This is a genomic window from Aequorivita capsosiphonis DSM 23843 (genome assembly GCF_000429125.1).
In the GTDB taxonomy this organism is placed as follows: Bacteria; Bacteroidota; Bacteroidia; order Flavobacteriales; family Flavobacteriaceae; genus Aequorivita; species Aequorivita capsosiphonis.
In genome coordinates this window covers 194624-220396 of sequence record NZ_KE386849.1, presented here as the reverse complement: position 1 = coordinate 220396, position 25773 = coordinate 194624, and the positions used below count along the sequence as shown (strand labels likewise).

At 37.1% G+C, this 25773-nt stretch carries 24 protein-coding genes; 5 read left to right on the top strand and 19 right to left on the bottom strand.

Annotated features, from left to right (window positions below; all coding sequences use genetic code 11):
• Positions 1 to 959: 959 nt before the first annotated feature.
• The 11 genes from G440_RS0116570 to G440_RS0116515 form a co-directional block, all read right to left on the bottom strand.
• Entirely contained in the window at positions 960 to 2666 is a 1707-nt protein-coding gene (locus G440_RS0116570) for a sodium:solute symporter family protein (protein ID WP_026452315.1), read from the bottom strand.
• 498 nt (positions 2667 to 3164) lie between these two features.
• Entirely contained in the window at positions 3165 to 3578 is a 414-nt protein-coding gene (locus G440_RS0116565) for a putative toxin-antitoxin system toxin component, PIN family (protein WP_026452314.1), read from the bottom strand.
• A complete protein-coding gene (locus tag G440_RS0116560) occupies positions 3556 to 3777 on the bottom strand; it encodes a hypothetical protein (RefSeq protein WP_026452313.1) in 222 nt (73 codons plus the stop codon). Before G440_RS0116560 ends, G440_RS0116565 begins: the two co-directional genes overlap by 23 nt.
• Before the next feature lie 62 nt (positions 3778 to 3839).
• Positions 3840 to 6329 carry a PIG-L family deacetylase gene (locus tag G440_RS0116555; RefSeq protein WP_026452312.1) on the bottom strand — a complete coding sequence of 830 codons (2490 nt, stop codon included), beginning with the start codon at positions 6327 to 6329 and terminating at the stop codon, positions 3840 to 3842.
• A gap of 55 nt (positions 6330 to 6384) precedes the next feature.
• A complete protein-coding gene (locus G440_RS0116550) occupies positions 6385 to 6954 on the bottom strand; it encodes a mechanosensitive ion channel domain-containing protein (protein WP_026452311.1) in 570 nt (189 codons plus the stop codon).
• Positions 6955 to 7035: 81 nt separating this feature from the next.
• Positions 7036 to 7623 carry a Maf-like protein gene (locus tag G440_RS0116545; RefSeq protein ID WP_026452310.1) on the bottom strand — a complete coding sequence of 196 codons (588 nt, stop codon included), beginning with the start codon at positions 7621 to 7623 and terminating at the stop codon, positions 7036 to 7038.
• A gap of 364 nt (positions 7624 to 7987) precedes the next feature.
• Entirely contained in the window at positions 7988 to 8653 is a 666-nt protein-coding gene (locus G440_RS20260) for a VOC family protein (RefSeq protein WP_034259800.1), read from the bottom strand.
• Positions 8654 to 8845: 192 nt separating this feature from the next.
• Complete coding sequence (locus G440_RS0116535; protein WP_051285444.1) at positions 8846 to 9760, bottom strand: geranylgeranylglycerol-phosphate geranylgeranyltransferase; 915 nt, start codon at positions 9758 to 9760, stop codon at positions 8846 to 8848.
• 82 nt (positions 9761 to 9842) lie between these two features.
• The gene (locus G440_RS0116525) at positions 9843 to 10400 is read right to left on the bottom strand and encodes a KdsC family phosphatase (RefSeq protein WP_026452308.1); all 558 of its coding nucleotides are present in this window, start codon (positions 10398 to 10400) and stop codon (positions 9843 to 9845) included.
• Positions 10401 to 10478: 78 nt separating this feature from the next.
• A complete protein-coding gene (locus tag G440_RS0116520; RefSeq protein ID WP_026452307.1) occupies positions 10479 to 11228 on the bottom strand; it encodes a Rossmann-like and DUF2520 domain-containing protein in 750 nt (249 codons plus the stop codon).
• Between the two features lie 152 nt (positions 11229 to 11380).
• A complete protein-coding gene (locus G440_RS0116515; protein WP_026452306.1) occupies positions 11381 to 11968 on the bottom strand; it encodes a Crp/Fnr family transcriptional regulator in 588 nt (195 codons plus the stop codon).
• A gap of 158 nt (positions 11969 to 12126) precedes the next feature.
• On the opposite strand from G440_RS0116515, the gene G440_RS0116510 reads away from it, so the two are divergent.
• From G440_RS0116510 to G440_RS0116500, 3 genes are all read left to right on the top strand, one after another.
• A complete protein-coding gene (locus tag G440_RS0116510; protein WP_026452305.1) occupies positions 12127 to 12414 on the top strand; it encodes a hypothetical protein in 288 nt (95 codons plus the stop codon).
• Positions 12415 to 12417: 3 nt separating this feature from the next.
• On the top strand, positions 12418 to 12813 hold the full coding sequence (locus G440_RS0116505) for a group III truncated hemoglobin (RefSeq protein ID WP_026452304.1): 396 nt from the start codon (positions 12418 to 12420) through the stop codon (positions 12811 to 12813).
• A gap of 150 nt (positions 12814 to 12963) precedes the next feature.
• Positions 12964 to 16152: a cytochrome c biogenesis protein CcsA gene (locus G440_RS0116500; RefSeq protein ID WP_026452303.1), complete on the top strand. Its 3189-nt coding sequence runs from the start codon at positions 12964 to 12966 to the stop codon at positions 16150 to 16152.
• Between the two features lie 85 nt (positions 16153 to 16237).
• On the opposite strand, the gene fumC is transcribed toward G440_RS0116500, so the two are convergent.
• Positions 16238 to 17623 carry a class II fumarate hydratase gene (gene fumC, locus G440_RS0116495; RefSeq protein WP_026452302.1) on the bottom strand — a complete coding sequence of 462 codons (1386 nt, stop codon included), beginning with the start codon at positions 17621 to 17623 and terminating at the stop codon, positions 16238 to 16240.
• 259 nt (positions 17624 to 17882) lie between these two features.
• Between fumC and G440_RS21375 the strand changes: the two genes are divergently transcribed.
• Positions 17883 to 18056 (top strand): hypothetical protein, encoded by a 174-nt coding sequence (locus tag G440_RS21375; RefSeq protein WP_026452301.1) that lies wholly within the window; start codon positions 17883 to 17885, stop codon positions 18054 to 18056.
• Positions 18057 to 18163: 107 nt separating this feature from the next.
• On the opposite strand, the gene G440_RS0116485 is transcribed toward G440_RS21375, so the two are convergent.
• From G440_RS0116485 to G440_RS0116460, 5 genes are all read right to left on the bottom strand, one after another.
• Positions 18164 to 20656, bottom strand: a complete 2493-nt coding sequence (locus tag G440_RS0116485) for a TonB-dependent receptor (protein ID WP_026452300.1) — start codon at positions 20654 to 20656, stop codon at positions 18164 to 18166.
• A 115-nt stretch (positions 20657 to 20771) separates the two neighbouring features.
• Complete coding sequence (gene arsC, locus G440_RS0116480; protein WP_026452299.1) at positions 20772 to 21113, bottom strand: arsenate reductase (glutaredoxin); 342 nt, start codon at positions 21111 to 21113, stop codon at positions 20772 to 20774.
• Between the two features lie 78 nt (positions 21114 to 21191).
• Entirely contained in the window at positions 21192 to 21671 is a 480-nt protein-coding gene (locus G440_RS0116475; RefSeq protein ID WP_026452298.1) for a hypothetical protein, read from the bottom strand.
• 160 nt (positions 21672 to 21831) lie between these two features.
• A complete protein-coding gene (locus G440_RS0116465; RefSeq protein WP_026452297.1) occupies positions 21832 to 22191 on the bottom strand; it encodes a plastocyanin/azurin family copper-binding protein in 360 nt (119 codons plus the stop codon).
• Positions 22191 to 22730, bottom strand: coding sequence for a DUF4142 domain-containing protein (locus G440_RS0116460; protein ID WP_026452296.1), 540 nt, complete (start codon positions 22728 to 22730; stop codon positions 22191 to 22193). Before G440_RS0116460 ends, G440_RS0116465 begins: the two co-directional genes overlap by 1 nt.
• 365 nt (positions 22731 to 23095) lie before the next feature.
• Between G440_RS0116460 and G440_RS21270 the strand changes: the two genes are divergently transcribed.
• On the top strand, positions 23096 to 23266 hold the full coding sequence (locus G440_RS21270; RefSeq protein WP_157418044.1) for a DUF1328 family protein: 171 nt from the start codon (positions 23096 to 23098) through the stop codon (positions 23264 to 23266).
• 466 nt (positions 23267 to 23732) lie between these two features.
• Here G440_RS21270 and G440_RS0116450 read toward each other — a convergent pair whose 3' ends face one another.
• Complete coding sequence (locus tag G440_RS0116450) at positions 23733 to 24125, bottom strand: Ig-like domain-containing protein (protein WP_157418042.1); 393 nt, start codon at positions 24123 to 24125, stop codon at positions 23733 to 23735.
• A 299-nt stretch (positions 24126 to 24424) separates the two neighbouring features.
• Positions 24425 to 25532 (bottom strand): peptide chain release factor 2 gene (gene prfB, locus G440_RS0116445; protein WP_157418040.1). Its coding sequence is split into 2 segments (ribosomal slippage): positions 24425 to 25468 and positions 25470 to 25532, totalling 1107 coding nucleotides; the frame shifts between segments, so codons are not numbered across the junction.
• Positions 25533 to 25773 lie beyond the last annotated feature (241 nt).

Genomic DNA, 25773 nt, shown 5'->3' with positions numbered 1-25773 from the left:
TCCTTCACGTATTCCTAGGGCTATGCCCTAGGTTATGGTATATCGCCCTTTCAGGGTTGGGTCCTTCACTTTTGGGACTTATGTTCTATATAGGTTATTACTAGGCTTCTAAGCATGATTACTAATCGTCTTGTATTCCTAGGGCTCGTGCCCAAGGTTAGGTTATATCGCCCTTTCAGGACTGCCATATGGGATGAAGTTAGAGATGTTTACTACATTTAGCTCTTGATAGCTCTGAAAGAGCGTAATACCTTTGCTTGGGGCATAGTCCTAGGTTATAGAGTGAAAGTTTAGATGCATGATAGCCCTGAAAGGGCGTAATACCTTTGCATAGGGTAGAACCCTATGCTGTAGAATGAAAGCCTGATTATTATAAAGCCCTGAAAGGGTGACATACCTTCTAACTCCTAATCCCACACCTAAGGCTCGTTATACTCCAACTTGTATTTCTTTAGAAATGCTCGATATTCTTGCTGAAAAGTTTTGCGTTTGTGGTGTTCCTTTTGGTTTTCTATATAATTAACAACGACATCGACTTCCGATGCTCTCACAGAAAATGCTCCATAGCCATTCTGCCACTAAAAGTTTCGATATGCTTCTCCTCTTACATTTATCCATGAATTGGATTTTAATTTCTCCATAAGAATGGCTAATGTTATGTTTTTTGATACTTTGTAGAATATATAAGTGATCTTCTTTGGTTTAAAAAGTCAGCTATTATGCAGAATTTATTATCACTCCATAAAAAGACGCGTTTTTCCATAAAAATCATTGGAGTAGGAAGGTTTTCTTAATTTCTATCTTTTGAAGAAATGCCTAGTATTAATATATCATGATGAACGGCGACTATTTAATAGCAACTTTAAGCCAAACCCCTATTTTATTATATGAACTACAATAACCTAATTATACCGCTTTCTCAAAAAACGATCAACTTTAAACTGTTGTTCTTATAACTTCTAAACTTCTTTTAAAACTACAGGTTCTCCACCTTCATTCTTAGGTAATAAAACTTGAAGTAGTATGGCAATTCCCATCACCAAAGCACAACCCACCAAGTTTAGCCATAAATAAGGCATCAGGTCGATATACCAAATATAGATAATGATTACTTGGGTGATCAATGCCGCAATAAATACCGCTTTGCTGCGCACGTATTTAATGAAAAATGCAAGAAGAAATATCCCGAGAACATTACCGTAGAAAATAGAACCAATAATATTTACCAACTGAATAAGATTGTCGAATAAGTTTGCCGTACACGCAACCCCAATAGCAATAAGCCCCCATAAAAGTGTGAACCCACGGGAGGCGGCAACATAATGCTTTTCACGTTTCCCGGGGACGTTTCGTTTATAAAGGTCAATAGTAGTGGTACTCCCCAAAGCGTTCAACTCTGAAGCGGTGGAGGACATTGCTGCGCTCAATATTACCGCTAACAGCAAGCCGATGAGTCCGCGAGGAAGATTGGTTAAAATAAAATGAATAAAAACGTAATCCTTATCATTGGTTTCCGCACTGGGATTGGCTTTCTTGATTACGGCTACGGACTGTTTCCGTAACTGATCCTCTCCTTTGTTTAAACTCTTTATTTCTGCAGCATAGTTTTTCTTTTCAATTTCCGATTGTGCCTTGGAGTATTCTATTTGAGTTGCAGCAAGATCGTGATCAAGCGCATCCTTCTTTGCTTCCAAGGCTTCGTATTCTGAGGCGTATTCAGATTTCTTTACGTCTTTAACTGCCGCGGGATTAAAATGGAGAGGAGAGGGGTTGAATTGATAAAACACAAAAACCATAATTCCCACCAACAAAATAAAGAACTGCATAGGCACTTTTAATAAACCGTTCATAATCAATCCCATTTGACTTTGCTTAACAGATCGCCCGGAAAGATACCGCTGCACCTGGCTCTGATCTGTTCCGAAGTAGGAGAGAGCTAGAAAAGTTCCACCAATAATCCCACTCCAAAACGTATAGCGATTATCAAAGTCAAAAGAGAAATCGAGGATATCCATTTTACCACCAGCACCTGCAATTTCAAGTGCTTTGGTAAACGTGATGTCTAGTGGTAAATAGTTGAGAATTAAAAGAAACGCAATAAACATTCCGAAGAAAATAACGGCCATTTGCTGCTTTTGGGTAACACTTACCGCCTTTGTGCCGCCACTTACGGTGTATATTATCACGAGCACACCAATGATTATATTTAAATAGATCAAATTCCAGCCCAAGACGGCAGAAAGAATAATGGAAGGTGCAAAAATTGTTATCCCACAAGCAAGTCCGCGTTGTATTAAAAAGAGAATGGCGGTTAAGGTTCTTGTTTTCTGATCGAAACGTGTTTCAAGATATTCGTATGCGGTATAAACTTTTAATCGGTGATAAATGGGAATAAAAACCAAACAGATAATCACCATCGCAATGGGAAGTCCGAAGTAAAATTGAACAAAGCCCATTCCGTCGTGAAAAGCTTGTCCTGGCGTAGAGAGAAAGGTAATTGCACTGGCCTGCGTCGCCATAACGCTTAAGCCAATGGTCCACCAATGTGCGGTATTGCCACCTTTTAAATAATCGCCTACATCTTTTTGTTGGCGCGATTTCCACGTACCGTAAACTACAATAAAAACAAGGGTTCCAATTAAGACAATCCAGTCAATCTGCTGCATTTAGGCGAAGTTTTGCATTATTAAATAAAACAGATAGATATATAGGGCATTGACTAGCAGCACTAATGTGAAACTTCTTTTCCAGACAAATTTTTGTGATTCTTGGTTCATTATGTATTTTTTTCTCCGTGCGCCTCTGTGATTCTTTGTGAAACTCCGCGTAATGCCTACTTCACAAAGTTACACAAAGGTTTCACATAGGTTTGACAAAATATCTTATACTTGTTTATATCAAAATGTTTTTTGGGATTTTTTTTCATTAGTGTCCGACTAAAATATTTCAAATTTAAGTTAAGTCAATGATAGTAGGTTATGTAGTATTTTTATTCAATGTCACCTTGCTATAGCGTTTAACATTGAAATTTACAGAATAAAGAAGTGTGCTTAATCAATCTAACTTAATTATCAATCTATTAGGAATCAAGTCTTAAGTCTTACGTCTTTCAGTCCCGATCTATCGGGACGGTCTTGCATCTTAGTCGGACACGACTAATTTTTTTATACTTCTTCCATTTCAATAATAAAATCAGCATAAGTTAGAATTTTGGTGTTTTCTATTTCTTTGAGTACCAGTAAATCTTTATCGCCAGTTATTAAGTAATCCGCTTTTCCATCAACAGCTAGGTTTAGTAAGAAGTTGTCCTTAGTATCGCGACAAATTTTTATATTAGAAGTAGGCATTATCCAAGTTCCATATACTTTAAATACCGCAAATAAAATATTTATTTCTTCAATAGGAAATAACTTTCGAAAATGTGGTCTGTGAGTGACTTCAAAAAATTCTTGAATAGATCTTTCAGAAAAAAGCAGGATTATGTCATTGGAAATGATAAGATTTTTAAAGGCTTGATATTCTTTAGTAATTAAAAAGCTTATCCATAAATTAGTGTCAACTATTATTTTCTTGCTCATATCTCGCCTTTCTCACAATTTCAACTTCTGCGGTTATTTCTTCAAGAGTGGGGGCAGTATGAGCATTACTTTGCAATCGTTCTAAAAGCTCCAGAAATTCTTTTTTCGGATCCGTAATTTCAATTAAATCTAAATCAGCCAGATTTTTTAATAGGCTTTCTGCCTTAGGATTCAATATTTTTATTCTCATTGTTTCCATTTTTCTATCATTTAATCTCTAAAAGTACTAAAATCTGTTTGAACATTGGATATAGCATCATCCTATTTCCCTACCGAAAGCATATTCGCAAAAAGTCGATACGCACCCGGAACACCTGCAGGTAATTCGCGGAAAAAGCTCAATCCGGTATAAATATAATATCCTTTTCCGTATTTCGCCACAAGTAGCGAACCTTTGGTTTGTGCCTCGCCTTTGTCGTGCATTCCTAAAATTGGAGTAAATTCCTTAGCCCATTTTTCAGGGAAATACAAGCCGCGCTCCTGTACCCAGCCTTCAAAATCTTTTTGAGTGATTTTATTCGGCGTGTTTAATAACGCATTTTTTGGCGCAAGCATTTTAACTTCGGAAAACTCATCGGTTACCCGGTCGCGAGAAAGCGTTAAAGAATAAGGTGCAATAGCTTCTGTTACCAAGGCGTGGCTCGTATTATACTGCACAATCAATGTGCCGCCATTTTCAACATATTTATTGAGAATCGGTTGTACAAATGCCAATTGAGCTACCGTATTATAAGCGCGAATTCCCACAACAATGGCATCAAATTTTTCAAGGTTTTTCTCTGAAATATTCGAAGGATCAATAGTAGTAACCGAATAACCTATCTGCTTTAAACTCTCCGGAATGGCATCGCCGGCACCGTTTATATATCCTATATTTTCTCCTTTTTTCTGAATGTCGATCTTCGCAACTTTCGCTTCCGAAGGCAATAAGACACTTTGATAGGGAATGTGTTCGTAATCAATGGTAATCAATTCCGTATCGAAAGTTTGTCCGTCAGCTTTAATGATTGTTTTTAAATATCCCTCACTTTGATTTTTGGGAGGCGTTACGGTGAAATTATAGGTTTGTGTTTGCCCAAGTCGCTCAAGCTGAAAAGCCTGTTCTGCCGGTTCCACTTTCCAGCCTTCAGGATGCTGCAAACTCACCGTTCCCGAAATATTCTCTTTCCCTGCGCGAACTACTACCGAAACATTTTCAGATGCGTTACTAGCAAAAATCAAAACCTTTTCAGGGATAGAGGCCGTAACCTCAGGAAGAACTTCCAGCGGACGATATACTTCGCCTTTTACGGGATCGTTGAATTTATAAATAATGTCTTTTGTGAAGGGAATAATTTCCGTTCCAAACTGAAGTTCAAAAACCAATTGCTCCAAAACTGGAGTTTCTGGCAGACCAATGAATTTTTCAGGCGCCACATACATTCCCACACTTCCCTTTTCGTTTAGCCAATATGGAGAAGAATATGGCGGATTGTGATTTCCAGAGTTTACAGTTATTTTATGCTTTTCGTTCTCGTTAAAAGGCAATTTTGTGGATTCATTCCAAAGTGTTTTTCCATCAGAACTTTTTACGGACTTTAAAACAACTTCGCTTTTTCCACGGTTAATAGCCTCAATATTTACATTAAAATCTTCGTTGGGATTAACTGAGTTTTCTTCGGAAGCAGCTTCAATAAAAATTCCGCCACAGTCCAAAATAAGTTGTTTAAGTTGCTTCAATTTTATGTCTCGCCAATGTGCATCTTTTAAATTTGAAACCAAAGGATAGGCTTTCAGCAATAGCGGCAGCATTTCCGAAGGATTTTTAAAATTGAAATTGTTTTCCAATGGATTTAAAATCGCACCTATTTCCTTTCCCCCTATAAGTCTTGACCAATTCGTGTTTATTCCTTCAAACAGATTGTTATCCGCAGGTTTTGAACCTTCTAATAATTCCAAATATTCCGTTTCACTTCCGCGGGAGCCTGTACTTCCAAACCCTTGCGATTTGTGCATACTGCGGCTTAAGGAAGCTATTTCGCCATTGGAAAGGCCTAGGGCAGGGAAGTAGTTACCAGTTTCTACCGAAACAAGTTTGCTTTTATCTGCCTTATCAAATTTTTCTTGGCTTCCGTAAAACCACCAAGAAGTATTAAAAAATAAACGTTGTGGTTTCCAAACGCCATATTCGGCAGCAGATTTTGGAAACTTTGAGGCATTAATAACCATATCAAAAGCCTCCACGCTCAACATCGCCGAAGCCGTATGGTGGCCGTGCGTAGTTCCCGGACTTCTATGATCAAAACGATTTATAATAATATCGGGCTTAAATTTTCGGATGGTTCTCACCACATCACTCAATACTTCATCTTTCGTCCAAAAGTCAAAAGTTTCCTCTGGATTTTTACTGTACCCAAAATCGTTGGCGCGTGTAAAAAACTGTTGCCCGCCATCTGTTCGTCTTGCCTGTAGCAATTCCTGGGTACGGATAACGCCGAGAAGTTCACGTAATTCGGGCCCAATTAGGTTTTGTCCGCCGTCGCCTCTGGTTATTGAAAGATAGGCGGTGTTTGCGTGTACATCATTTACCAAATAGGAAATTAACCGCGTATTTTCATCGTCAGGATGCGCCGCAAGATAAAGTGCCGAGCCAACAAAATTAAGTTTTTGAAGAGAGTGGTACATTTCAGAAGCGGTTGGTTTTTGTGGCGATTGTGCGGTGGCAACTATTGTAAAAAGTAAAAATAGAAGTCTTGAAAATATTTTTTTCATAGAATTTGTAGTGCTGATTTATTCGTAACCTTTCAAAGGTACTTATTTGAAAAAATTAATCGTGGGGAAGCTGTTCCTTATTTTTATCCTCTTCGGAATGATGCTGATGTTCGTAAAACTCGTTAGGCTTTATTATGCTTACTCCTTTTTGAAGCATCATACTATTGGGGTATGTGACAATTTCATTATTGTGAGTGTGAAGAATGATATGAAACGTTTTAATATCCTCAATCATACCTTCCAAAGGCGCTTCTTTGTCGTGTATTTTTATATAATCGCCTATCTTATACGGAAAGGTAAAAAACATAATTACCCCGCTGGTAATATTGCTTAAAATGGACCATTGGGCAAAAAAGGCAATCCCAATTACTGCGAATATTGACGACATAAATACGCCTAAATGTCTAAAATCTAGCCCCCAAATAACGATTAGGCCTAAGGCTGTCAAAAAGAAAATAGCAAAATTTATATGCTTCATTATAAGCCCTGTACGATGCTCCAAACGTTCAATTTTACGCGTGAAATTGCGGACAGTCTTTTTCAGAATGGCTCTCAATAAAAAGAGGACCAATAAAAGAATAGCTGATTCAATGAGTTCGGGATAAAAGTCTTTTAAATCTATCATTAGTTTCTATTTAAATCCCAAGAAATTCTGGAGATGTGCACACAATCTTAGCGAAGAATTTCTTGTAAAAATACCAAAAAATCAGCGCTCCGCAATCTGGGTTAAGGTTTTATATACAAGGCGCGTAGGAAGTCCCATTACATTAAAATAGCAACCTTCAATTCTTTCGATCCCAATATAGCCAATCCACTCTTGTATGCCGTAACTTCCGGCTTTATCAAAGGGTTTGTAGTTTTTTATATAATAGTCAATCTCTTCTTCCGAAAGTGTTTTAAACCAGACTTTCGTAACATCGTTTACCGTTTTTTGAAATTCCTTTGTAGTGAAACAAACCGAAGTGATTACCTCGTGCATTTGCCCACTTAAATCTTGGAGCATTTGTTTTGCATGTTCGGCGTTCTTTGGTTTTTCCAATGCTCTTTCGTTTTTCCAAACAATAGTGTCGCTGGTAATTAGAATGTCACTCTCTTTTAAACCTTCAAAAGCGGAAGCTTTAAGTTTTGACAGATAATCAGTTATTTCTTCTCGTTTTAAATTAGGAGCATAAACTTCATCCACAGCTTTTACCTGAATGGTGAAATCTAGATCCAGTTCCTTAAAAAATTCCTGCCTTCTCGGCGATCCGGAAGCTAGGATGATGTTGTAGTTTTTTAATTTTTCTTTAAGCATTTTTTTATTCAAGGTTTAAAATTCAAGATTCAAGGTTGCTGAGTGTTTTGAAAAGTTGAATAATTATGATTTTTATATGTGTTTATTCTTTCAAAAAGTATCGAAGCATTTCTTTGTGAAATTCTGTGGGTCCTTTGCGTAACAACAACATCTCTCGCAAAGTCGCCAAGCCGCAAAGTTATAATTCACTTCATTTTAAAATGTATTAAAGCATCCTCTGTGCAACTCTATGTTTCTTCGCGCAACTCCGTGTAACAACCCCATCTCGCGCAAAGTCGTCAAGTTTTAATCCGCTTCATTTCAAATTTTTTCTTTGTGCGGGTCTGGGTAACAACTAATGTGACGACCCATTATATAGTTTTATTCAAGTTAGATTTAGCTTTTCATTTTTAAATTGAATTGTCTTAGGTTTTCCACCTAATTCAATTTTTGCGACAAAATCTGCTGCAAAGGCTTTATCATTAGTGGGAAACCAATCCTTTCTATTTAAATCTATCAAAATGAAAAGACCGGTTTCGGAGCCCAGTGCAGAAAATACTTCTTTTCCACCTCCAAATTTAGGAGCTCCTACTTCTGATATTAGAAAATCGAATTTCTCTTTGAACTCATTAGTAGCTATTCCTATTTCCGAAATCTCCAATAAATCCTCTGAATTAAATGGCTCAGAATTGTGGTTATCTAAATTTTTCCTAGCTATAAACTCTAGTATGTTTTTATCAGCGTCATAAAAATAGATGGATTCGGCATTCCAAGCGGGAAAATCTACGATTTCAAAATCCCCGTCTTTTTGAATTTCCACTCTTTCCTTTAGCCACTCTAAAGCTGCTGTTACTTTGTTTGACGGAATGTTAAATGCGAAATGATATGGCTTTGACTTCGCTGTTTTTATAAATTTTAGAATGGTTTTCCCAAGTTTAAAAGCAATCTCTTTTTCGTTGGAATGGACGACTTGTAAACCTAATTTTTCACCATAAAATTTCTTTTGGGCATCAATTAGTGTAGTGTGTAAAGTAAGTTCTCTAATTTTCATTATAATAATATTTCTAGTCTCGCAAAAGAGACTTCTCTACGCTATAGCTCATAGTGACGAGTTTCTCTCGCAAATTCGCCAAGCCGCAAAGTTATAATTTGTTTCATTTTAAACTGTATCAAAGCATCCTTTGTGCAACTCTGTGTTTCTTTGCGCAACTTCGTGTAACAACTCAAACAAAATAGCTAAACTTCACTTCAAAATTACAAATTGAAACAAAGCAATAGAACAAATCCCTAAAAACATTATAAGCTTCATAAGTTTTGAAAGCACAGCATAATCTTTTGTCGTTTTTGCATCATAAGATTTTAAGCAGAAATAGAGTAGCGGGCCAACAATCGCTAAAAGAAAATATAACATCAAAACTTGTTTGTCATACAGGTCTTCATACATATAAAAGACTACTCCAAAAACTGCAAAGACACCTAGAATAAATACGACTGTCACCGTTCTTTTTCGGCCAATTATAATTGGCAACGTGTTCATTCCACCTTTTTTATCGCCGTTGATGTCTTGTAAATCCTTTACGATCTCACGAATAAGATTGATATAAAAAGCAAAAATGGCATAGTGTAAAACAATCTTAAAAACCACCGACTGGGAAGCTTGATTCTCCGGAGAAATAGCAGGAAGTAAATCGAAAAGCGGGACAATCAATAAGCTCATCGCCACCAAAGCAGAAACTAAAATATTGCCCACCAAAAACATTCCTTTCAAATAGGAAGAATACAAATAAAGCAGCGCAGAAAAAACCACAAATAGCGCTGCAAAACTTGGTTTTCCAATCCGGTTTGATAGATAAAACCCAATAGCCACGCCAATTACGCTTAAAACTATATAAAATCTATTTCCCGTGCGCTCCGAAATCTTGTTCCCAATCAAAACCTTTTTCGGCTTGTTGATTTTGTCGATTTCCACATCGTAAATATCATTGATTACATTTCCTGCTGCGGCTATAGATAAGGTTGCAATAACCAGTAATACAAAGTCAAAAGTATTTAAGCTAACATCAACTTCGAAAGCCGGGAAAAGCCCATATTTAATAAACACCTGCGCCAAAGCGATAAAGAGCAGATTTTGATACCGGATGAGGTTTAAGAAATTCAAGGTTTAAAGTTCAAGGTTTAAGGTTCCAGGTTCAATTGCGTTTTCAGCTTCAACTTCAACTTCGATTTCAGTTTCGATTTCCCTAGTCATACTTCGCACTAACATCCTCACTCACCATCCATTTTCCCTGTACTTTCAGTACTTGTTCAATTACTTCTCGAACGCAGCCTTTCCCACCTTTTTTATGCGAAACGTATTTTGAAATGGCTTTGATTTCCGGTACGGCATCCTGCGGGCAAGTAGGCAGGCCAACTTCTTGCATAATTTCGTAATCAGGAAGATCATCTCCCATATAGAGTGTGTTTTCTCGTTTTACATTCTTTTCTTTAAGATAGTTTTCCAAGATCTCAGTCTTGTTATGCGCTCCTAAAAAGATGTCTTTAATCCCTAAATTTTGAAGTCGGACGCGGACGCCTTCGTTGGAGCCACCTGAAATAACGCAGATATTATAACCTTGATCCACCGCAGTTTTAAGGCCATACCCGTCCTTTACGTTCATCGTTCTAAACATTTCACCTTCGGTGTTTATTTTTATGGTACCGTCAGTTAAAACGCCATCCACATCAAAGATGAAGGTGGTTATATGTTTAAGATATTCTTTATAGCTTTTTTCCTGGGAAGAGGTGTTTTTGTTGCTCATTGTTCTCGTTTTTATTTAAAATTTTTACCAAGAATAATACATATTTAATTCGTGTATTCGTGTATTCGTGGTGAGGCTTTATTCTTCTTTTAATGCTTCCGTAAACAGTTCATAAAACTTTCTATGTTCCAGATTGCTCAACAAACTTAAATGTTTTTCAATAGTTTTAATATCGTTCCGTTTTGCGGGGCCTGTTTGTGCTTCTTCTGGAGTGAGTGTCTCAATTTTTAAAGCGGTTTCTATAATTAACGGCTTTAGCAAATCAAAAGATAAGTTTTCCTCTTCTAAAATATCGTTGCCAATTCTATACAAATAATTAGTGAAATTATTTACAAAAACAGCTGCAGTATGCAATTTAGCTCTTTCTTCTGAAGAAATTTCGGTGACGTTTTTAGAAATACTTTCTCCCAGTTTCCGAAGTAATTTCATATCCACGTCATTTTCGGCTTCAAGGCAAATAGGAATATTGGTAAAATCCACTTCCCGCTGTTTTGAAAATGTTTGTAATGGATAAAATATTCCGCGTCGGTTTTTACTTGCAAGTGCATCCATCGAAACGCCTCCAGAAGTGTGGACTACTAATCTATTTTGAAATGCTAAGCTTTCGGAAAATGCGGAAATGGCATCATCGGGAATTCCAATTATATAGACGTCCGCTTTCATAATCTCGGAAACATCATCCGTAAAAGGAATATGCTCAAAAGGCGAAATCATCTTGATGTAATTCCGATTGAAAACCTGTTTCACAATGATTTCCTCTTTGTTATGAAAAGCCTTAAACAAATGGCTGTTCACATTTCCGAAGCCTAAAAAAACTACTTGTATCATAATACAAAGTTAGAAGGTAAATCCTGAGAATAAAGATAAAAGATGAAAGTTGTTGCAGTTTTATCAATTATCAAAGGTTGCCGAGTGATTTTGTGGCAAATTTTGTACAATAAAATTACTAAACATACATCCACAAAATAGTATCGAGACATTTATCGAAAAACTTTCCTATTTATAATTTTCAATTCTCCATCCTGTTCCAATTGCTTTACTGCTCTTATCACCGTTTCAACTCGTTGTCCGGTTAAATCGGCTATTTGCTGGCGGGTTAGATCAACCTGAAAAAGATCCTCAGCTCCATATTCTTTTTTCAAAAAGTCGATCAAGGCTAAAATACGGTGTTCTGGAGGGAATACCGAAATTTCCTTTAAAATGGTAGCTTTATAATAAAGTCGTTTGGCAAGCGCTTTGGTAAACTTTAAATTTATTTCGGGGTTTTGGGTGAGCAACTTGAATAATTTGGTTTTGGATAATTTGAAGAGCTGTGTTGGTTTTACCGTTGCTGCCGAAGCTGGATATTTGAAATCCCCAAAAAGAGGGGGCTCTCCGAAACTTTCGCCGTCATAAAACATGCCTTGTATAAATTCTTTTCCATTTTCATTAAAGTTATACATTTTAACCTCGCCGGATTTTATCTGAAAATAGAAATCTGCGCGTCTCTTTTCTGATAAAATAACCTCTGAAGCATCCATGTTTTCTATGGTCGCTCCAAAATCCAATAATAAATTTTCTGGAATCATGGGTTTATGATTTGCCTCATAAAATAAGGCCTGTTGGAGTTCGTAAATTTACACTATTAAAATAACATCTTAAATTAATGAAGTGCCCATTGTTATTTTCCAAATCGATTAAAAGCATAACAACGGGGATTTCATTTTTTAAATAAAAAATATATAAAATGAAAGCATTATCCTTAAAATCCCTACAGCACGAATTTGAGCACGATTATTATATGTACGTGCCGCTTACCATAATCTTAAATAGTTGCATTGGCTCCATAGCCGCGATGACCGTTTTGGCGCAAGGCACCTCTTTGCTTACTGGCATAGAATTGACTCTTTGTGTCTCCTTATGTATGGGTTATAATGCTGCGTTGCTGGCTGGATCCAATAGAACATTTGCATTTTGGCTATTGTTAGTGAGTTTAGCAGCAAACTTGTTGTTGATTTTGGTAACTTTGCTATAAAAAATGATCAAAAATATAGAGTCTCGCGAAGATATTTCTTTGCTTGTAAATACATTTTATGCCAAGGTGCGCAAGGACGAATTGCTTGGGCCTATTTTTAATGGAATTATTACGGATTGGCCAACGCATTTAGAGCTCTTAACCGATTTCTGGGAGACAAATCTTTTATATAAGCGCAAGTACTTTGGAAATCCTATGCACGCTCACGTTGAAGTAGATAAAAAATGTGGCAATACCATAAATGAACTCCATTTTGGTACTTGGATCAATCTCTGGTTGGAAACAATAAATGATCTTTTTGAAGGGGAAGTTGCACAAATTGCAATAAACCGAGCCAGAAATATGGGAACTTTCTTACATCTCAATATTTTCAACGCCAGAACAGAGAATGCCGAATAAAAAAGGATTTAAGCCGAAAACACTTTGTACATTGACCGAATTTGAGACTTAAATGAGATGAAAGTCTTATGTCTTAGGTCAATAAGTCCTACGCCTTTTTAATAGATTAAATGGTGGCAAATATGTATTTTTGCGCCAAAATTCTTTGTAATGCAAAAAAAGATTGCTTCCGTTCTTTTCTCCACCCGTTTAACCGCTGTTTTATTTCTTGTTTTTGCCTTTGCAATGGCAGCGGGAACCTTTTTAGACGCTTCTGCTGAAGCGCCGCCAACGCCCTATACACGCGAGCTGATATACAACGCTTGGTGGTTTGAGCTGATCATGTTGCTTTTTATGATCAATTTTGTGGGAAATATTTTCCGATACAACCTTCATAAACGTAAAATGTGGGCTTCTTTGATGCTGCATTTGGCTTTTATTTTGGTGATTTTTGGAGCCTTTGTTACCCGTTATATAGGCTTTGAAGGCGTTATGCACATTCGTGAAGGAGAAACAGAGAATTCTATTCTTTCTGAAGATACCTATCTAGACGTCTTTATCGATGGTGATTATATGGTTGATGGCGTGGCACAACGCAGAAAATTAAAACCGAAAAAAATCAGACTTTCGGAGAAACTGAACAATGACTTCACCATTAATACAAATTATAAGGATCAACCGGTTAAGATTAAGTTCAAGGAATTCATAAAAGGAGCTGTAGAGGGGTTAACCCCAACTGATAATGGCGAAGAATACTTGAAGATTGTAGAATCTGGTGATGGTGAACGTCATGATCACTGGGTAAAAGTGGGCGAGGTTTCCAATATTCACAATATTCTATTTGCAATAAATAAGCATACCGAAGGAGCAATAAATATTACGCATAGTGAAGGTGGAAATTATACCATTTCCAGTCCTTTTGAAGGAAACTACTTGCGAATGGCAGACCAAGCTGAGGGCGAGGTAATTGCAGATAGTGTTCAGCCTTTCCAGTTGCGATCTCTTTATAGAATGGGCGGAACTGCATTTGTTGTTCCAGAACCCATTACTCGTGGCGAATTTGGAGTAGTTAAGGCAGATGCTGAAACGCCATCTAATCAAGATGCCCTTATTGTAACGGTTTCCTCAAATGATGAAACAAAAACAGTTGCGCTACTCGGTGGAAGAGGTTCAGCGCCAGGCCCTACAGAAACCGAAATTGCCGGCTTAAAAGTGTATATGAGCTATGGTTCTGAAAGTATTGATCTTCCTTTTAGTATAACCCTAAACAAGTTTATTGCTGATAAATATCCAGGTACCGAAAAGGGATATTCATCTTTTAAAAGTAAAGTGACCGTCATTAACGAAGACAAATCACATTTTGATGCAGATATTTTTATGAACAACGTATTAGACCATAACGGATATCGTTTTTTCCAATCGGGTTTTGATCCAGATGAAGGAGGAACTATTCTCTCCGTGAACCACGACTGGTGGGGAACTTGGATTACCTATATCGGCTATTTCTTATTGTATCTGGGAATGATGGCTATTCTTGTTAGCAAACACAGCCGTTTTGGTAAATTGGAGATTATGTTAAGCCGTATTAAGAAGAAAAAAAGAAACATGCTTAGTATTTTGGTCTTGATGTTCTCGCTTTCAGGAATGGCACAGGTTGCTCAAGAACCTGCTCATACCACTTTACCAAAGCAACAAATAGATTCCTTGATAAAGACAAATGCTGTTAGCAAAGAACACGCTGCCAAATTTGGACATTTGATAATTCAGGATAATGGGCGAATGAAGCCTATCAACACCTTTGCCAGTGAACTTTTACGGAAAATAAGCCGCTCAGATCATTATGAAGGTTTGGATGCCAATCAGGTGTTTATTTCAATGACGGAATTTCCACGTTTGTGGGTTGAGGTTCCATTGATCGCATTAAAGCGTGGTAATGATAGTATTCGCCACGTTGCAAAAGTTCCGGATGGTCAAAAGAACCTTGCGCTACTAGATCTTTTTGATTCTCAAGGCAACTATAGATTGGAACCTTATTTGGCAGCAGCAACGCGGACCAATACTCCAAACCAGTTTCAAAAGGATTTTATTAAGGCACACGAAAACTTTTCACTGTTGAATTCAGCCTTAAGCGGATCTATTTTGAAAATATTCCCAATTCCTGGTGATGAAGGGAACAAATGGGTTTCTTATCCAGAGCTTGGAGAAGCAAACTTAAAAGGAATGGATTCGCTGTATGCCAAAAATATACTTCCGCTTTATTTTGACAGCTTGAAAAAATCGCGTTTAAGTGGGGATTATACCCAGTCTGATGAATTATTGGAAAGTATCACCAATTTCCAGAAGAAATACGGAAAAGATATAATGCCTTCGGAAAATAAATTAAGAGCCGAAACCATATATAACAAGGCTGACATTTTTAATAGACTTTACAAATTCTACGCAGTATTTGGGATTTTAATGATGGCGTTTATTATCGCCCAACTTTTCAAGGATCGAAAAATATTACGTGTTCTTATAAAAGGTTCAAAAATATTTATGTGGGTTTTCTTCGTCTTAATGACTTTGGGGCTAGCGCTTCGTTGGTATGTTAGTGGTCACGCTCCGTGGAGTGATGCCTATGAATCTGTTGTTTATGTGGGATGGGCAACGATATTCTTCGGCTTGTCCTTTGGCCGTAAAAGTGATTTAACTGTTGCATCTACTGCCTTTGCCGGAGCAATAATCCTGTGGGTAGCTCATGAAAGCTGGTTGGATCCGTCCATTGCAACGCTACAGCCTGTATTGGATAGTTATTGGCTTATGATTCACGTAGCGGTTATTGTAATGAGCTATGGACCATTTACGCTAGGAATGATTTTGGCCGCCACTTCACTATTTCTTATGATTTTCACGACGAAAAATAATTATAAAAGAATGGAGATTAGCATAAGCGAGCTTACCGTAGTTACCGAAATGGCGCTTACAGTTGGGTTGGTTTTGCTAACTATTGGAAACTTTTTGGGCGGACAATGGGCTAACGAAAGTTGGGGTAGATATTGGGGCTGGGATCCAAAGGAAACTTGGGCCCTTATTAGTATTATGGTTTATGCTTTCGTGATCCACGCCAGATTAGTTCCTGGTCTTCGCGGCCGGTGGACTTTTAATGTCTTTGCGCTTTTCGCTTACGCTTCTATTATGATGACCTATTTTGGAGTGAACTTCTACCTAAGTGGTCTTCACTCATACGCCAGCGGTGATACCCCAGCTGCGCCAACATTTGTATATTGGATAACACTCTTTGCAGTTGTTCTAAGTGCTGTGGCTTATTTTAGGTATAAGAAGTTTTATGGGAAGAAAAAGACTAAGAAGATAAAGAAATAAAAAAAGCCACGAATTCACGAATATTTTATCATTCGTGAATTCGTGGTTTAAATTTTCACATCTCAGGTCTCACATCTCAAGTCTATCAAACCATATCTTCCGGCTTCACCCACTCATCAAATTCTTCGGCAGTAGTATAACCTAAATTAACGGCTTCTTCTCTTAAGGTTGTTCCGTTTTTATGTGCTGTGTTTGCAATTTCTGCAGCTTTGTAATACCCTATTTTTGTGTTTAAGGCCGTAACTAGCATCAAACTGTTGTTTAGCTGCTTTTTGATTACTTCGTAATTAGGCTCAATTCCTTGTGCACAATGTACATCGAAAGAAACACAGGCATCGCCTAACAATTGTGCAGATTGAAGGAAATTTGCAGCCATTACAGGTTTAAAGACGTTCAGTTCAAATTGTCCCTGCATTCCGCCAACCGTAATCGCCATATCGTTCCCGATAACTTGTGCGCTTACCATGGTTAATGCTTCACATTGTGTAGGGTTTACTTTCCCGGGCATGATTGATGAACCTGGCTCATTTGCGGGAATGTTTAACTCGCCAATTCCACTTCTTGGACCGCTGGCAAGCATCCGTACATCGTTTGCAATTTTATTTAATGATACCGCCAACTGCTTCAAAGCACCGTGGCCTTCCACAAAGGCATCGTGTGCAGCAAGAGCTTCAAACTTGTTTTTGGCTGTTACAAAGGGTAATTCAGTGAATTTAGCAATGTATTCAGCAACTTTCACATCATAACCTTTTGGCGTGTTTAAACCAGTTCCTACGGCAGTGCCACCTAAGGCAAGTTCTGCTAAATGTGGGAGTGTGTTTTTCAATGCTTTAATACCGTGTTCTAATTGCGCAGCATAACCACTGAATTCCTGACCAAGGGTTAGGGGAGTGGCGTCCATAAAATGCGTACGACCTATTTTTACAACGTCTTTAAAATCGGTTGCTTTTTTGGCTAGTGTTTTCTGAAGTTGTTCAACTCCCGGAATCGTATTTTCAATTAACTTTTTATAAGCTGCAATATGCATTCCCGTTGGGAAAGTATCGTTAGACGATTGCGATTTATTAACATCATCATTAGGTTGAAGTGTTTTATCACCTTCTCCAATTGTTTTCCCCGCCAGTTGATGCGCTCGGTTGGCAACAACTTCATTAACGTTCATATTGCTTTGTGTGCCACTTCCAGTTTGCCAAATTACCAAAGGAAACTGATCGTCGTGTTTTCCTTCTAAAATTTCATCACAAACTTTGGCAATTAAATCTCTTTTTTCTTCTGGAAGAACTCCGAGTTCACAATTGGTATAAGCAGCTGCTTTTTTCAAATAAGCAAAACCGTAAATTATCTCCAATGGCATGGAAGCCTTCGGGCCTATTTTAAAATTTTCAAAAGAACGCTCTGTTTGTGCGCCCCATAATTTATCGGCAGGTACTTTTACCTCGCCCATGGTGTCTTTTTCTATTCTATACTTCATTCTGAAAAATTTTATAATGAATTACTTAATCTACATTGTTAAAGCTTTGTAGCTAATTTGAACTCATACGCTAAAAGCTTCGGAGTTATTTTGAACTCCTTCGCTAAAAGCTTCGGAGCTCGAAGGCAAAGATAACGAAAAGGCAAAAGTTGGTCAACCCGCTATGCTGTTTATTTCTTGTGAATAAATAGAAACATTTTATTGTGGAGATTGAAAAATTCCTATTATCTTTGAGCTTTCAACATTAACAAATACACTTATGTTTACTTTTGAGCAATATTTAGGATTTATAGCAATTATGGGAGTTGTGACCATAGGATTTTGGCTGATGTTTTTTTTAGTAGGCATCCTTCCTTACTGGATTGGTGGGTCACTTTACGAAAACTATAAAATTAAGCGTGAAGAGAAAAAGAAGAAAGAGTTGAAATCATAATTTCAACATTTATCATATCTAAAAAGGGAACCGATCGGTTCCCTTTTTTTGTTATAGAAATCATTAGCCTTAGCATAATGGGTTCCCCCTTTGGAGGTTAGGGGCTTTTATCCTTCAAAACCACCTTCCTCATCACCACCGCCACGGTCTGGACGTTGGCGCTGCTTCTGCTGATTAAAGCGGTAGGTAAATGAAAGTGATACTTGGCGTCTTCTCCACTGAAATTCACTATTACTGGTAAAAGTATCCGTATAAGAATAGCTATTTCTTTTACGTGTATTTAAAAGGTCGCTAACATTAAGAGCCAAAGTGGCATTGTCGTTAATAATATCTTTACTCACTGCCATATCTACAGAAAGTATAGCATCTGTTTCCGTTTGCGCATTGCTACGCGGTCCTCGGTAAAACGCATTGGTTTGCCAATCTATTTTTGCTGGTAGTTTTACTTTTCCACTAAATCTTGCAAAATAACTATCGTTTTTTGCGCCGTAATCTACATCGTTATAAAAGCCTTCGGTTTTAAATTGATAATAATTAAAACTTCCGTTTAGTGAAAGCCATTTATACGGATTATAAAGTAAGCCAAGTTCAAAGCCATAGCGATCATTGGTTGAAAGGTTAATTGGTAAGGACCGAATAATTGGAATTCCATTACTGGTTTGTTCTCCGGTTTCTTCCTGTACTCTTTCAAAAGCGTCGGTTTCATGTTGGTAATAGATAGAAGTACTTAGGGTAAGTTTCTTCCAACGTTTCAAGTAACCCAAATCGAATGCACTGGCATAGGCTGGATTTAAATCAGGATTTCCTTGAAAGACGTTTGCTTCACTAGAACGCGATGGAAATGGATTGACGAACCAACTTCTTGGGCGATTAATACGTCGGTTATAACCAAGCGTTACGTTTTCGCTGTCTCCAAGTTCATAGGTAAGATTGACTGTTGGGAAAAGGCCTGTATAGTTTTTGTCAAAATTTAAATCGAAGGGAGCGTTCTCCATAACATTTTCAGCGTCCACACTTCCTTTTAGTTGCGTATTTTCGAGACGTAAACCTAAAAGGTATGAGAACTTTCCAAACTTACTTCCATATTGGGAATAAATGGCATTCACATTTTGGTTATAGGTAAAAATGTTTGAAAGACTATCATTGCGAATAAAATCACCGGTGGTTCCCAGTTCATTAAATAATGTATAATCGGTTATGGTTTCATCATAATTCCCTCTATAGCCCGCTTCAAATTGTGAATTCTCTCCAATTGGCAAAACATAATCTACTTTTGCTAGGTATTCTTTTTCATTTTCCTTTTTAATGATGTTTTCAGAAGGACGAATTTCTAGTTCAGGAAATGTTTTTCTATCGTCAATAAAAGATTCTTCCGTTTCTTTACTTCGGTCATACTGTAGATCGGCAGTAAGTTTATGGCCTTTATCGTTGAAGTTGTTTTCATAGTTTAAAGAAAACTGATAATTGGTATCATCTTCAGTTTGTGTTTCAATTCTTGAAGTATTTTCTATTAAATCATTATTCTTAAAATTGGCTGTTTTATTTGTGGTTACGTCTTCATCATCGCCTAATCTCAAGAATCCGCTAGCGGTAAGTGATGATTTTTCAGTCAAGAAGTACTCAATCCCCAAATTGGTGTTGAAATTTTTTCTAAGTCTATCATAACTCCTGTCTTCAGTGACTTGATCGAATTCAGGTGTGTAAGTAGCAGGATTTCCGTCCTTATCTATAAAACTTCTTTCAAAGTATTTGTTATCGAAGAAAGCGGATCCTGGAACATCGCGATAACTTATTCCCGTAGTATTAAAGATATTGAACTTATCTGTTCTCAAATTTATATTTCCTGAAGCGCTACTGGTTGTAGGCACTCCAATACTTGTACTTATTGAACCATTTAGTCCTAAGGTCTTTTCTTTTTTTAGGATGATGTTTAAAATCCCTGCAGTACCTTCAGCATCGTAACGGGCGGAAGGGGAAGTAATAACTTCAACACGTTCAATAGCTTCAGCCGGAAGTTGTCTTAAGGCGTCCGTTGATCCAAAACCAGCGATGGCAGAAGGTTTTCCATTGATTAGGATTTTTACGTTTTCATTTCCACGCAGTGAAATCGCACCGTCCACATCTACAGTTACCGAGGGTACGTTGCCCAAAGCGTCACCCACGGTGGCGCCTCCTGTTGTAAGGTCTTTGCCTATATTGTATATTTTTTTATCGAGACGAATTTGAACTTCCGTGGTTTCGGCACGCACTACTACTTCATCTAAACTGGATGCATCCAAGGCTAATTTCACAGTGGGAAGTGTAACGTTCTTGGTGAGGTTTTGATTTGGAACTTCTTTCGATTTATATGAAATAAATTCATATTTCACCGTATAAATTCCGGCAGGAACATCTATCTTGTAATTACCATCAAAATCTGTAATTCCACCAGTGATGGTTTTTCCTTGTTGATCTATAAATGAAACAGTGGAATACTCCAATGGGTAGTTTGTTCCATCCTCAAGGATGGTTCCTTTAACAGTAATTTGTTTCTTTTCAGGACTTTGTGCAAACAGCGTAACCGTTGCGCATAAAAGTAGGAGGGAGAGCGTAAATTTCATTTATCTTTTAACCATTTTGACCAGCGAAAGTAGTCTTGGTTTAATTGGAAATTGCTAAATCCCTGTTAAATTAAGCTGCAAAAAACGAGAAGGCTTGTTAATCTTTAAACCCTGCTTATAGTATTTCGAGAACTTTTTCAGGTGGACGACCAATTACGGCGTGCGTGCCTTTAATTGCGATGGGGCGCTCTATGAGTTTTGGGTTTTCAACCATTGCAGTTATCAACTCTTCATCGGTAAGTTTAACTCCTTTGAATTTTTCTTTCCAAACGCTCTCCTGCGTTCTAACCAAATCCATTGGCTTTATTTCTAGCAATTCAATAACTTGAGTTAACTCTTGATAGCAAGGCGGATTTTCAAGATATTTTATTATTTCCAGAGTTTCTCCTTCTGCTTCCAAAAGATGTAGTGCTTCGCGTGATTTACTGCAACGTGGGTTGTGGTATAATGTAGTCATAGATTTTTAATTCAAAGTTTAAAATTCAATATTCAAGGTTTTCATCAAATACAAACTGTTTACTGCAATTGCCAACTGCTACTTTTTCAAAAGCTCCTCCAACTCCAAATTGTAGTCATATTGCAAATCTTCGTGCAAGCTGGCGACCTTTTTCTCTATATAACCAATTTGTCGTTGATAGAGATTTGTTAGGGTTGTATTGCGTTTTATAGATGGAGTAAAGTCCTTGAGTTTATGGCAAAAATAGAGCAAAAGCTCCACTTCAGTTTCTTTCTTTTGTGAATAGCGAATAAATTTTTTAAGCTCCCGTAGAATTTTTCGCACACTTTTTTTAATGTAGAAAAATGTTTTGGTGTTGATTGTTTCAAAATCGGTATCAACCTTTTCTTTGATGCTTTGAATAAAGGCTTCTTCATCTGCAGATTCAAACAATAAGTAAGTGAGCAGTTCTTTATTCTCCTTTTTGAATTTTGAAAGCCGAAGACAGAGATCCAACAGTTCTTGTGTAGATCGGTGGTTAAGTTCGGTTTTTATTTCCTTTAAACTTGCGGCTTTCATAATTGAATTTGCAGTAAAGGTACAGTGGTTTTTCTGAATTTAAAACTGGAAACTATTTCAAATGCTGTTTCCTTCATTCAGAAAACCCACTGTCGAAAAGATCAACCAAACTAAAACAACAGTGGATTCTTCCTTTATTAATGAAAAAGTAATGTATTTATTAATTCGTTACTGTAACTGAACCTTTCATAACCAAGTGAATGCTGCAAAAATAATTGAAATCCTTTGTTATTACTTTTGAAAATGTATCATCTTGTTTAAGTGGTTTGGATGTCCATTTTTTGTCAATCTCCGTAACATCATGAGGTACAAAATCTTTGTTTACCCATTCTACGATATCTCCTTTCTTCACCTTTATGTTTTCAGGATCAAATTTCATTTGATAGATTGTCACAATATGAGTAGTTGGGGTTTTCTGATTGGTTTCCATCTTTTTGAATCCCGTTGAAAGGAAAAATATTGTGACCAAGCCAATGCTGAAGACCGTTAGGGCTATAATCGATTTTCGAACCGTTTTCATTATTTCAGAATTTTGTTTTGTGCCATTTCCGCGTGGCCCAAATGTGTTTCCAAAATAGGAAGCGCAGTTTTAAGTAACGCTTTAAGTTCGGCATTTTGAGATTGCGGAATCAATACTGTTTTTACAGCGCCAATCACCGCTTTATGGTACGCTACTTCATTGTCAATATAGGCTTTGTCAAAGGCTTTTCCCTTAGCAGCTTTTAGTTTTATGGTTGTTTCATCGGCTTGCTTTTGTAGGGATTGACTCATAGCATTATCCTTTGGAACAACGCCAAGTTTGGTGACAAGTGCTACAGCTTGATCTATAATTGCGTTGTGATCGGCAATCATAGTATTGGCGAATTCACGAACTTCAGGGTTTTTAGATCGGTCCATGGCGAGTTTTGCATAATTTACGTCTATTTTATTGGCAACAACAGCAACGCTGGCAATCTCCGCATCGGTAAGTTGTGGAGCTTCTTGAGCAAACCCACAAACACAAGTGAATAGTGCTATCATTTGGATAGCGAACGATTTAATAATAAAATTTGTTTTCATGATAAATCTTTTATGGTTTAACCTATTGTTATATATGCGTTGGATGAATATAACTTTGCCTGGTTACAAAAAAAAGATGGTTTTATTGAAATAATTTAGAGAAGTCCAACATTCGTCCTGCCATTTTCCTAGTGGTGATAGATATCATGTGAGCAAGAGACTTCAAAAAAGTAGAAAATGTTTGCTTATCAGTATTCTTAAACCTAAGTTATCCTCTTGGCCAAAGACCTATTTCGATGAAATGCTTACTGACGTTCCTGCAAAACCATAAATTTTGTTAAAAAATAAATAGGTATGTTAAAATTTTTCAATATTTTTGTTTTATCTTTAATTCGAATATTTGAACAAACTTAACATTTATCCCTATGCTTCACTGGAAAGCTACATACATTATAATGGCCATTGTCTTTGGTGTCATCGGTTTTATTGGGATTGGTGATGGGGGGTTGGAACCCGCCAAATATATCTGTGGGATGTTTTTAATATTACTTTTAGCTTTTTGGTCAACAGATTTAGTTTGGAGAAAGCGTGACTAAAATGTTAAAATGCAGAAAATAGTATATTCTGAGTTCATAATTGTCTATCTTTATCAAACTATCATATTGGGGTGCTTAAGTTTTCGTAACAGCTGAGAATATACCCGAATCACTTTGAAGGATAATGCCAGCAAAAGGAATATGATTTGCAAAGGGAACTCAGATTTAATAATCTTGTTCCCTTTGTTTTTTGTAGGATAGTTCTCTTTAACAAATCGTGCCGAATAGCTTAGCCAATTTCTACTATGTAAAAACTAATTTTTTTTAACATTTCCAACAACTTGAAAGTTTCTACGAAGCAACAAAATCATGTAAAAAAAAATATTTTCTAAACTTGTTAGATTATTATTCACGATGCAATCAAATTTGATGACGCTATAAAAGTTTTTTCTCTAGCAATAAAGCAATATTAGCGCACGCCAAAATTTTTACTTGTTTGAGTACTTCAGCAATGGTTTTCCGCAAATCAGTCTATCGGTTCATCATCACCAATTACAGTTATAGTTACGGTTGCGCTATTGCAAATTGAAGGACTTCCATTATCGCATACTCTGTATATAAAAGTATCAATTCCTGTAAATTCTAAATTTGGAGAATAGGTTATTTCTCCGGTTGAAGAATTCACAGAAGTTATTCCATCCCCTGCATCAATTTCTACAGTTAATGTTGATGGATCAATCGTATTGTCGCCATCACTATCGTTTGCTAAAACATTAATAGTTACCGGAAGATCTTGTTGTGTGGATGCTGTGTCATCAGCCGTGATTGGACCACCTTCTTGTCGTGGAGTTTGATTATCATCCTTAGAGCAGCCCAAGATGGTTGCAGATATCAGTAATATCAATAATACTTTTTTCATAACGCTCATTTTTATTACAAGATTACATAAATATAATTTGGCTTGCTTCTTAACTGCTAGAAATTAACAAATACTTGTATTTCGATTTAATTTTGTTGAAATCATTAAAACTAGCATATCTTAAAGATAGAATAAGGAATATTATTTATTTGAATGCTGCACTTTCTGTTTTTGCCCTATTCCCTACAATTGATATGATATTGCAATTTTTTATATTCCTATTCTTCTCCCGGAAAGGTTAATTTTTTATTTTCACCACTCACCACTCACCACTCACCACTCACCACTCACCACTCACTCTACAATTCATCACTCTTCTCCTTCTGCCCAGTCATCATTAAATATGCCTTTAAAAAGCCATCTATATCACCGTCTAAAACAGCATCTGTATTTCCGGTTTCATGACTGGTGCGAACGTCTTTGACCAAGTGATAAGGGTGCAAAACATAATTCCGAATTTGCGACCCCCACTCAATCGCCATTTTGTTATCCTCTATTTCGGCGCGCTGTGCAAGCTGTTTACGAAGTTCAATTTCATATAATTGCGATTTTAGCATCTGCATGGCTTTCTGCCGGTTTTCCAACTGACTTCGGGTTTCACTATTGTGAATTACAATGCCACTTGGACTGTGGGTAAGAATTGCTTTTGTCTCTACCTTATTTACATTTTGACCACCTGCGCCACCACTTCGCGCAAAGTCCCAAGAAATATCAGCAGGGTTTATATCAATTTCAATCGTATCATCTACCAGTGGATAGACATAAACACTCACAAAACTTGTATGCCGTTTGGCATTGCTGTCAAATGGCGAAATACGTACTAATCTATGAACGCCATTTTCACTTTTTAACCATCCAAAAGCGTACTCACCTTCAATTTCAAGAGTTACGGTTTTTACGCCAGCAACATCTCCCGATTGAAAGTTGAGCTCTTTTACTTTATACCCATGCTTTTCTGCCCACATAAGATACATCCGCATCAGCATCTGAGCCCAATCGCAGCTTTCTGTGCCACCAGCACCGGCAGTAACCTGCAGCACTGCGCTCATAGCATCACCCTCTTCGCCAAGCATATTTCTAAACTCTAGCGATTCCACAGCATTTTCTGCTTTTTCAAATGCGACATTTACTTGTTCAGGGGTTCCTTCCCCTTCTTTATGGAATTCGAGTAATATTTCGGCTTCCTCTGTAAATGTCTGTGCAAGCTCGAAATCTTCTACCCATTTCTTTTTGTTTCGCAAAACCTTCATAAAAGCCTCGGCCTCCTGAGAGTTATTCCAAAAATTGGGGTCAAATGTTTTTTCTTCGTCGTTACTTATCTCTATGCGTTTTCCAGCAATGTCAAAGATAGCGCCTCAAGGCATCTAGCCGCACCTTAAGGTCTTTGATTTGGTCTGTTGAAGTCATATAAATGCCCGTGAAGGCGGTATGTTTAATTAGAAGTTCTGTTTTATTACCTTGAAAAAATATTTCAAAACAGTTTGAAAGCAAAAATACTATTAACTTCGTGAGTCGAAAGATATTTTTCAGCTAATTTTATAGGTTTTAAAAGAGTTTCAAAGAATTTAATCTAGCAAACAATTCAAGATACAACACTATAAATGTTAAAGTAGGCTCAGAACCTTCACTAAATTACACTTGACACTGA

Coding starts and splice junctions, on each gene's coding strand:
- G440_RS0116570 (WP_026452315.1), bottom strand. CDS start 2,666: ATGCAGCAGATTGACTGGATTGTCTTAATTGGAACCCTTGTTTTTATT.
- G440_RS0116565 (WP_026452314.1), bottom strand. CDS start 3,578: ATGAGCAAGAAAATAATAGTTGACACTAATTTATGGATAAGCTTTTTA.
- G440_RS0116560 (WP_026452313.1), bottom strand. CDS start 3,777: ATGGAAACAATGAGAATAAAAATATTGAATCCTAAGGCAGAAAGCCTA.
- G440_RS0116555 (WP_026452312.1), bottom strand. CDS start 6,329: ATGAAAAAAATATTTTCAAGACTTCTATTTTTACTTTTTACAATAGTT.
- G440_RS0116550 (WP_026452311.1), bottom strand. CDS start 6,954: ATGATAGATTTAAAAGACTTTTATCCCGAACTCATTGAATCAGCTATT.
- G440_RS0116545 (WP_026452310.1), bottom strand. CDS start 7,623: ATGCTTAAAGAAAAATTAAAAAACTACAACATCATCCTAGCTTCCGGA.
- G440_RS20260 (WP_034259800.1), bottom strand. CDS start 8,653: ATGAAAATTAGAGAACTTACTTTACACACTACACTAATTGATGCCCAA.
- G440_RS0116525 (WP_026452308.1), bottom strand. CDS start 10,400: ATGAGCAACAAAAACACCTCTTCCCAGGAAAAAAGCTATAAAGAATAT.
- G440_RS0116520 (WP_026452307.1), bottom strand. CDS start 11,228: ATGATACAAGTAGTTTTTTTAGGCTTCGGAAATGTGAACAGCCATTTG.
- G440_RS0116515 (WP_026452306.1), bottom strand. CDS start 11,968: ATGATTCCAGAAAATTTATTATTGGATTTTGGAGCGACCATAGAAAAC.
- G440_RS0116510 (WP_026452305.1), top strand. CDS start 12,127: ATGAAAGCATTATCCTTAAAATCCCTACAGCACGAATTTGAGCACGAT.
- G440_RS0116505 (WP_026452304.1), top strand. CDS start 12,418: ATGATCAAAAATATAGAGTCTCGCGAAGATATTTCTTTGCTTGTAAAT.
- G440_RS0116500 (WP_026452303.1), top strand. CDS start 12,964: ATGCAAAAAAAGATTGCTTCCGTTCTTTTCTCCACCCGTTTAACCGCT.
- fumC (WP_026452302.1), bottom strand. CDS start 17,623: ATGAAGTATAGAATAGAAAAAGACACCATGGGCGAGGTAAAAGTACCT.
- G440_RS21375 (WP_026452301.1), top strand. CDS start 17,883: ATGTTTACTTTTGAGCAATATTTAGGATTTATAGCAATTATGGGAGTT.
- G440_RS0116485 (WP_026452300.1), bottom strand. CDS start 20,656: ATGAAATTTACGCTCTCCCTCCTACTTTTATGCGCAACGGTTACGCTG.
- arsC (WP_026452299.1), bottom strand. CDS start 21,113: ATGACTACATTATACCACAACCCACGTTGCAGTAAATCACGCGAAGCA.
- G440_RS0116475 (WP_026452298.1), bottom strand. CDS start 21,671: ATGAAAGCCGCAAGTTTAAAGGAAATAAAAACCGAACTTAACCACCGA.
- G440_RS0116465 (WP_026452297.1), bottom strand. CDS start 22,191: ATGAAAACGGTTCGAAAATCGATTATAGCCCTAACGGTCTTCAGCATT.
- G440_RS0116460 (WP_026452296.1), bottom strand. CDS start 22,730: ATGAAAACAAATTTTATTATTAAATCGTTCGCTATCCAAATGATAGCA.
- G440_RS21270 (WP_157418044.1), top strand. CDS start 23,096: ATGCTTCACTGGAAAGCTACATACATTATAATGGCCATTGTCTTTGGT.
- G440_RS0116450 (WP_157418042.1), bottom strand. CDS start 24,125: ATGAAAAAAGTATTATTGATATTACTGATATCTGCAACCATCTTGGGC.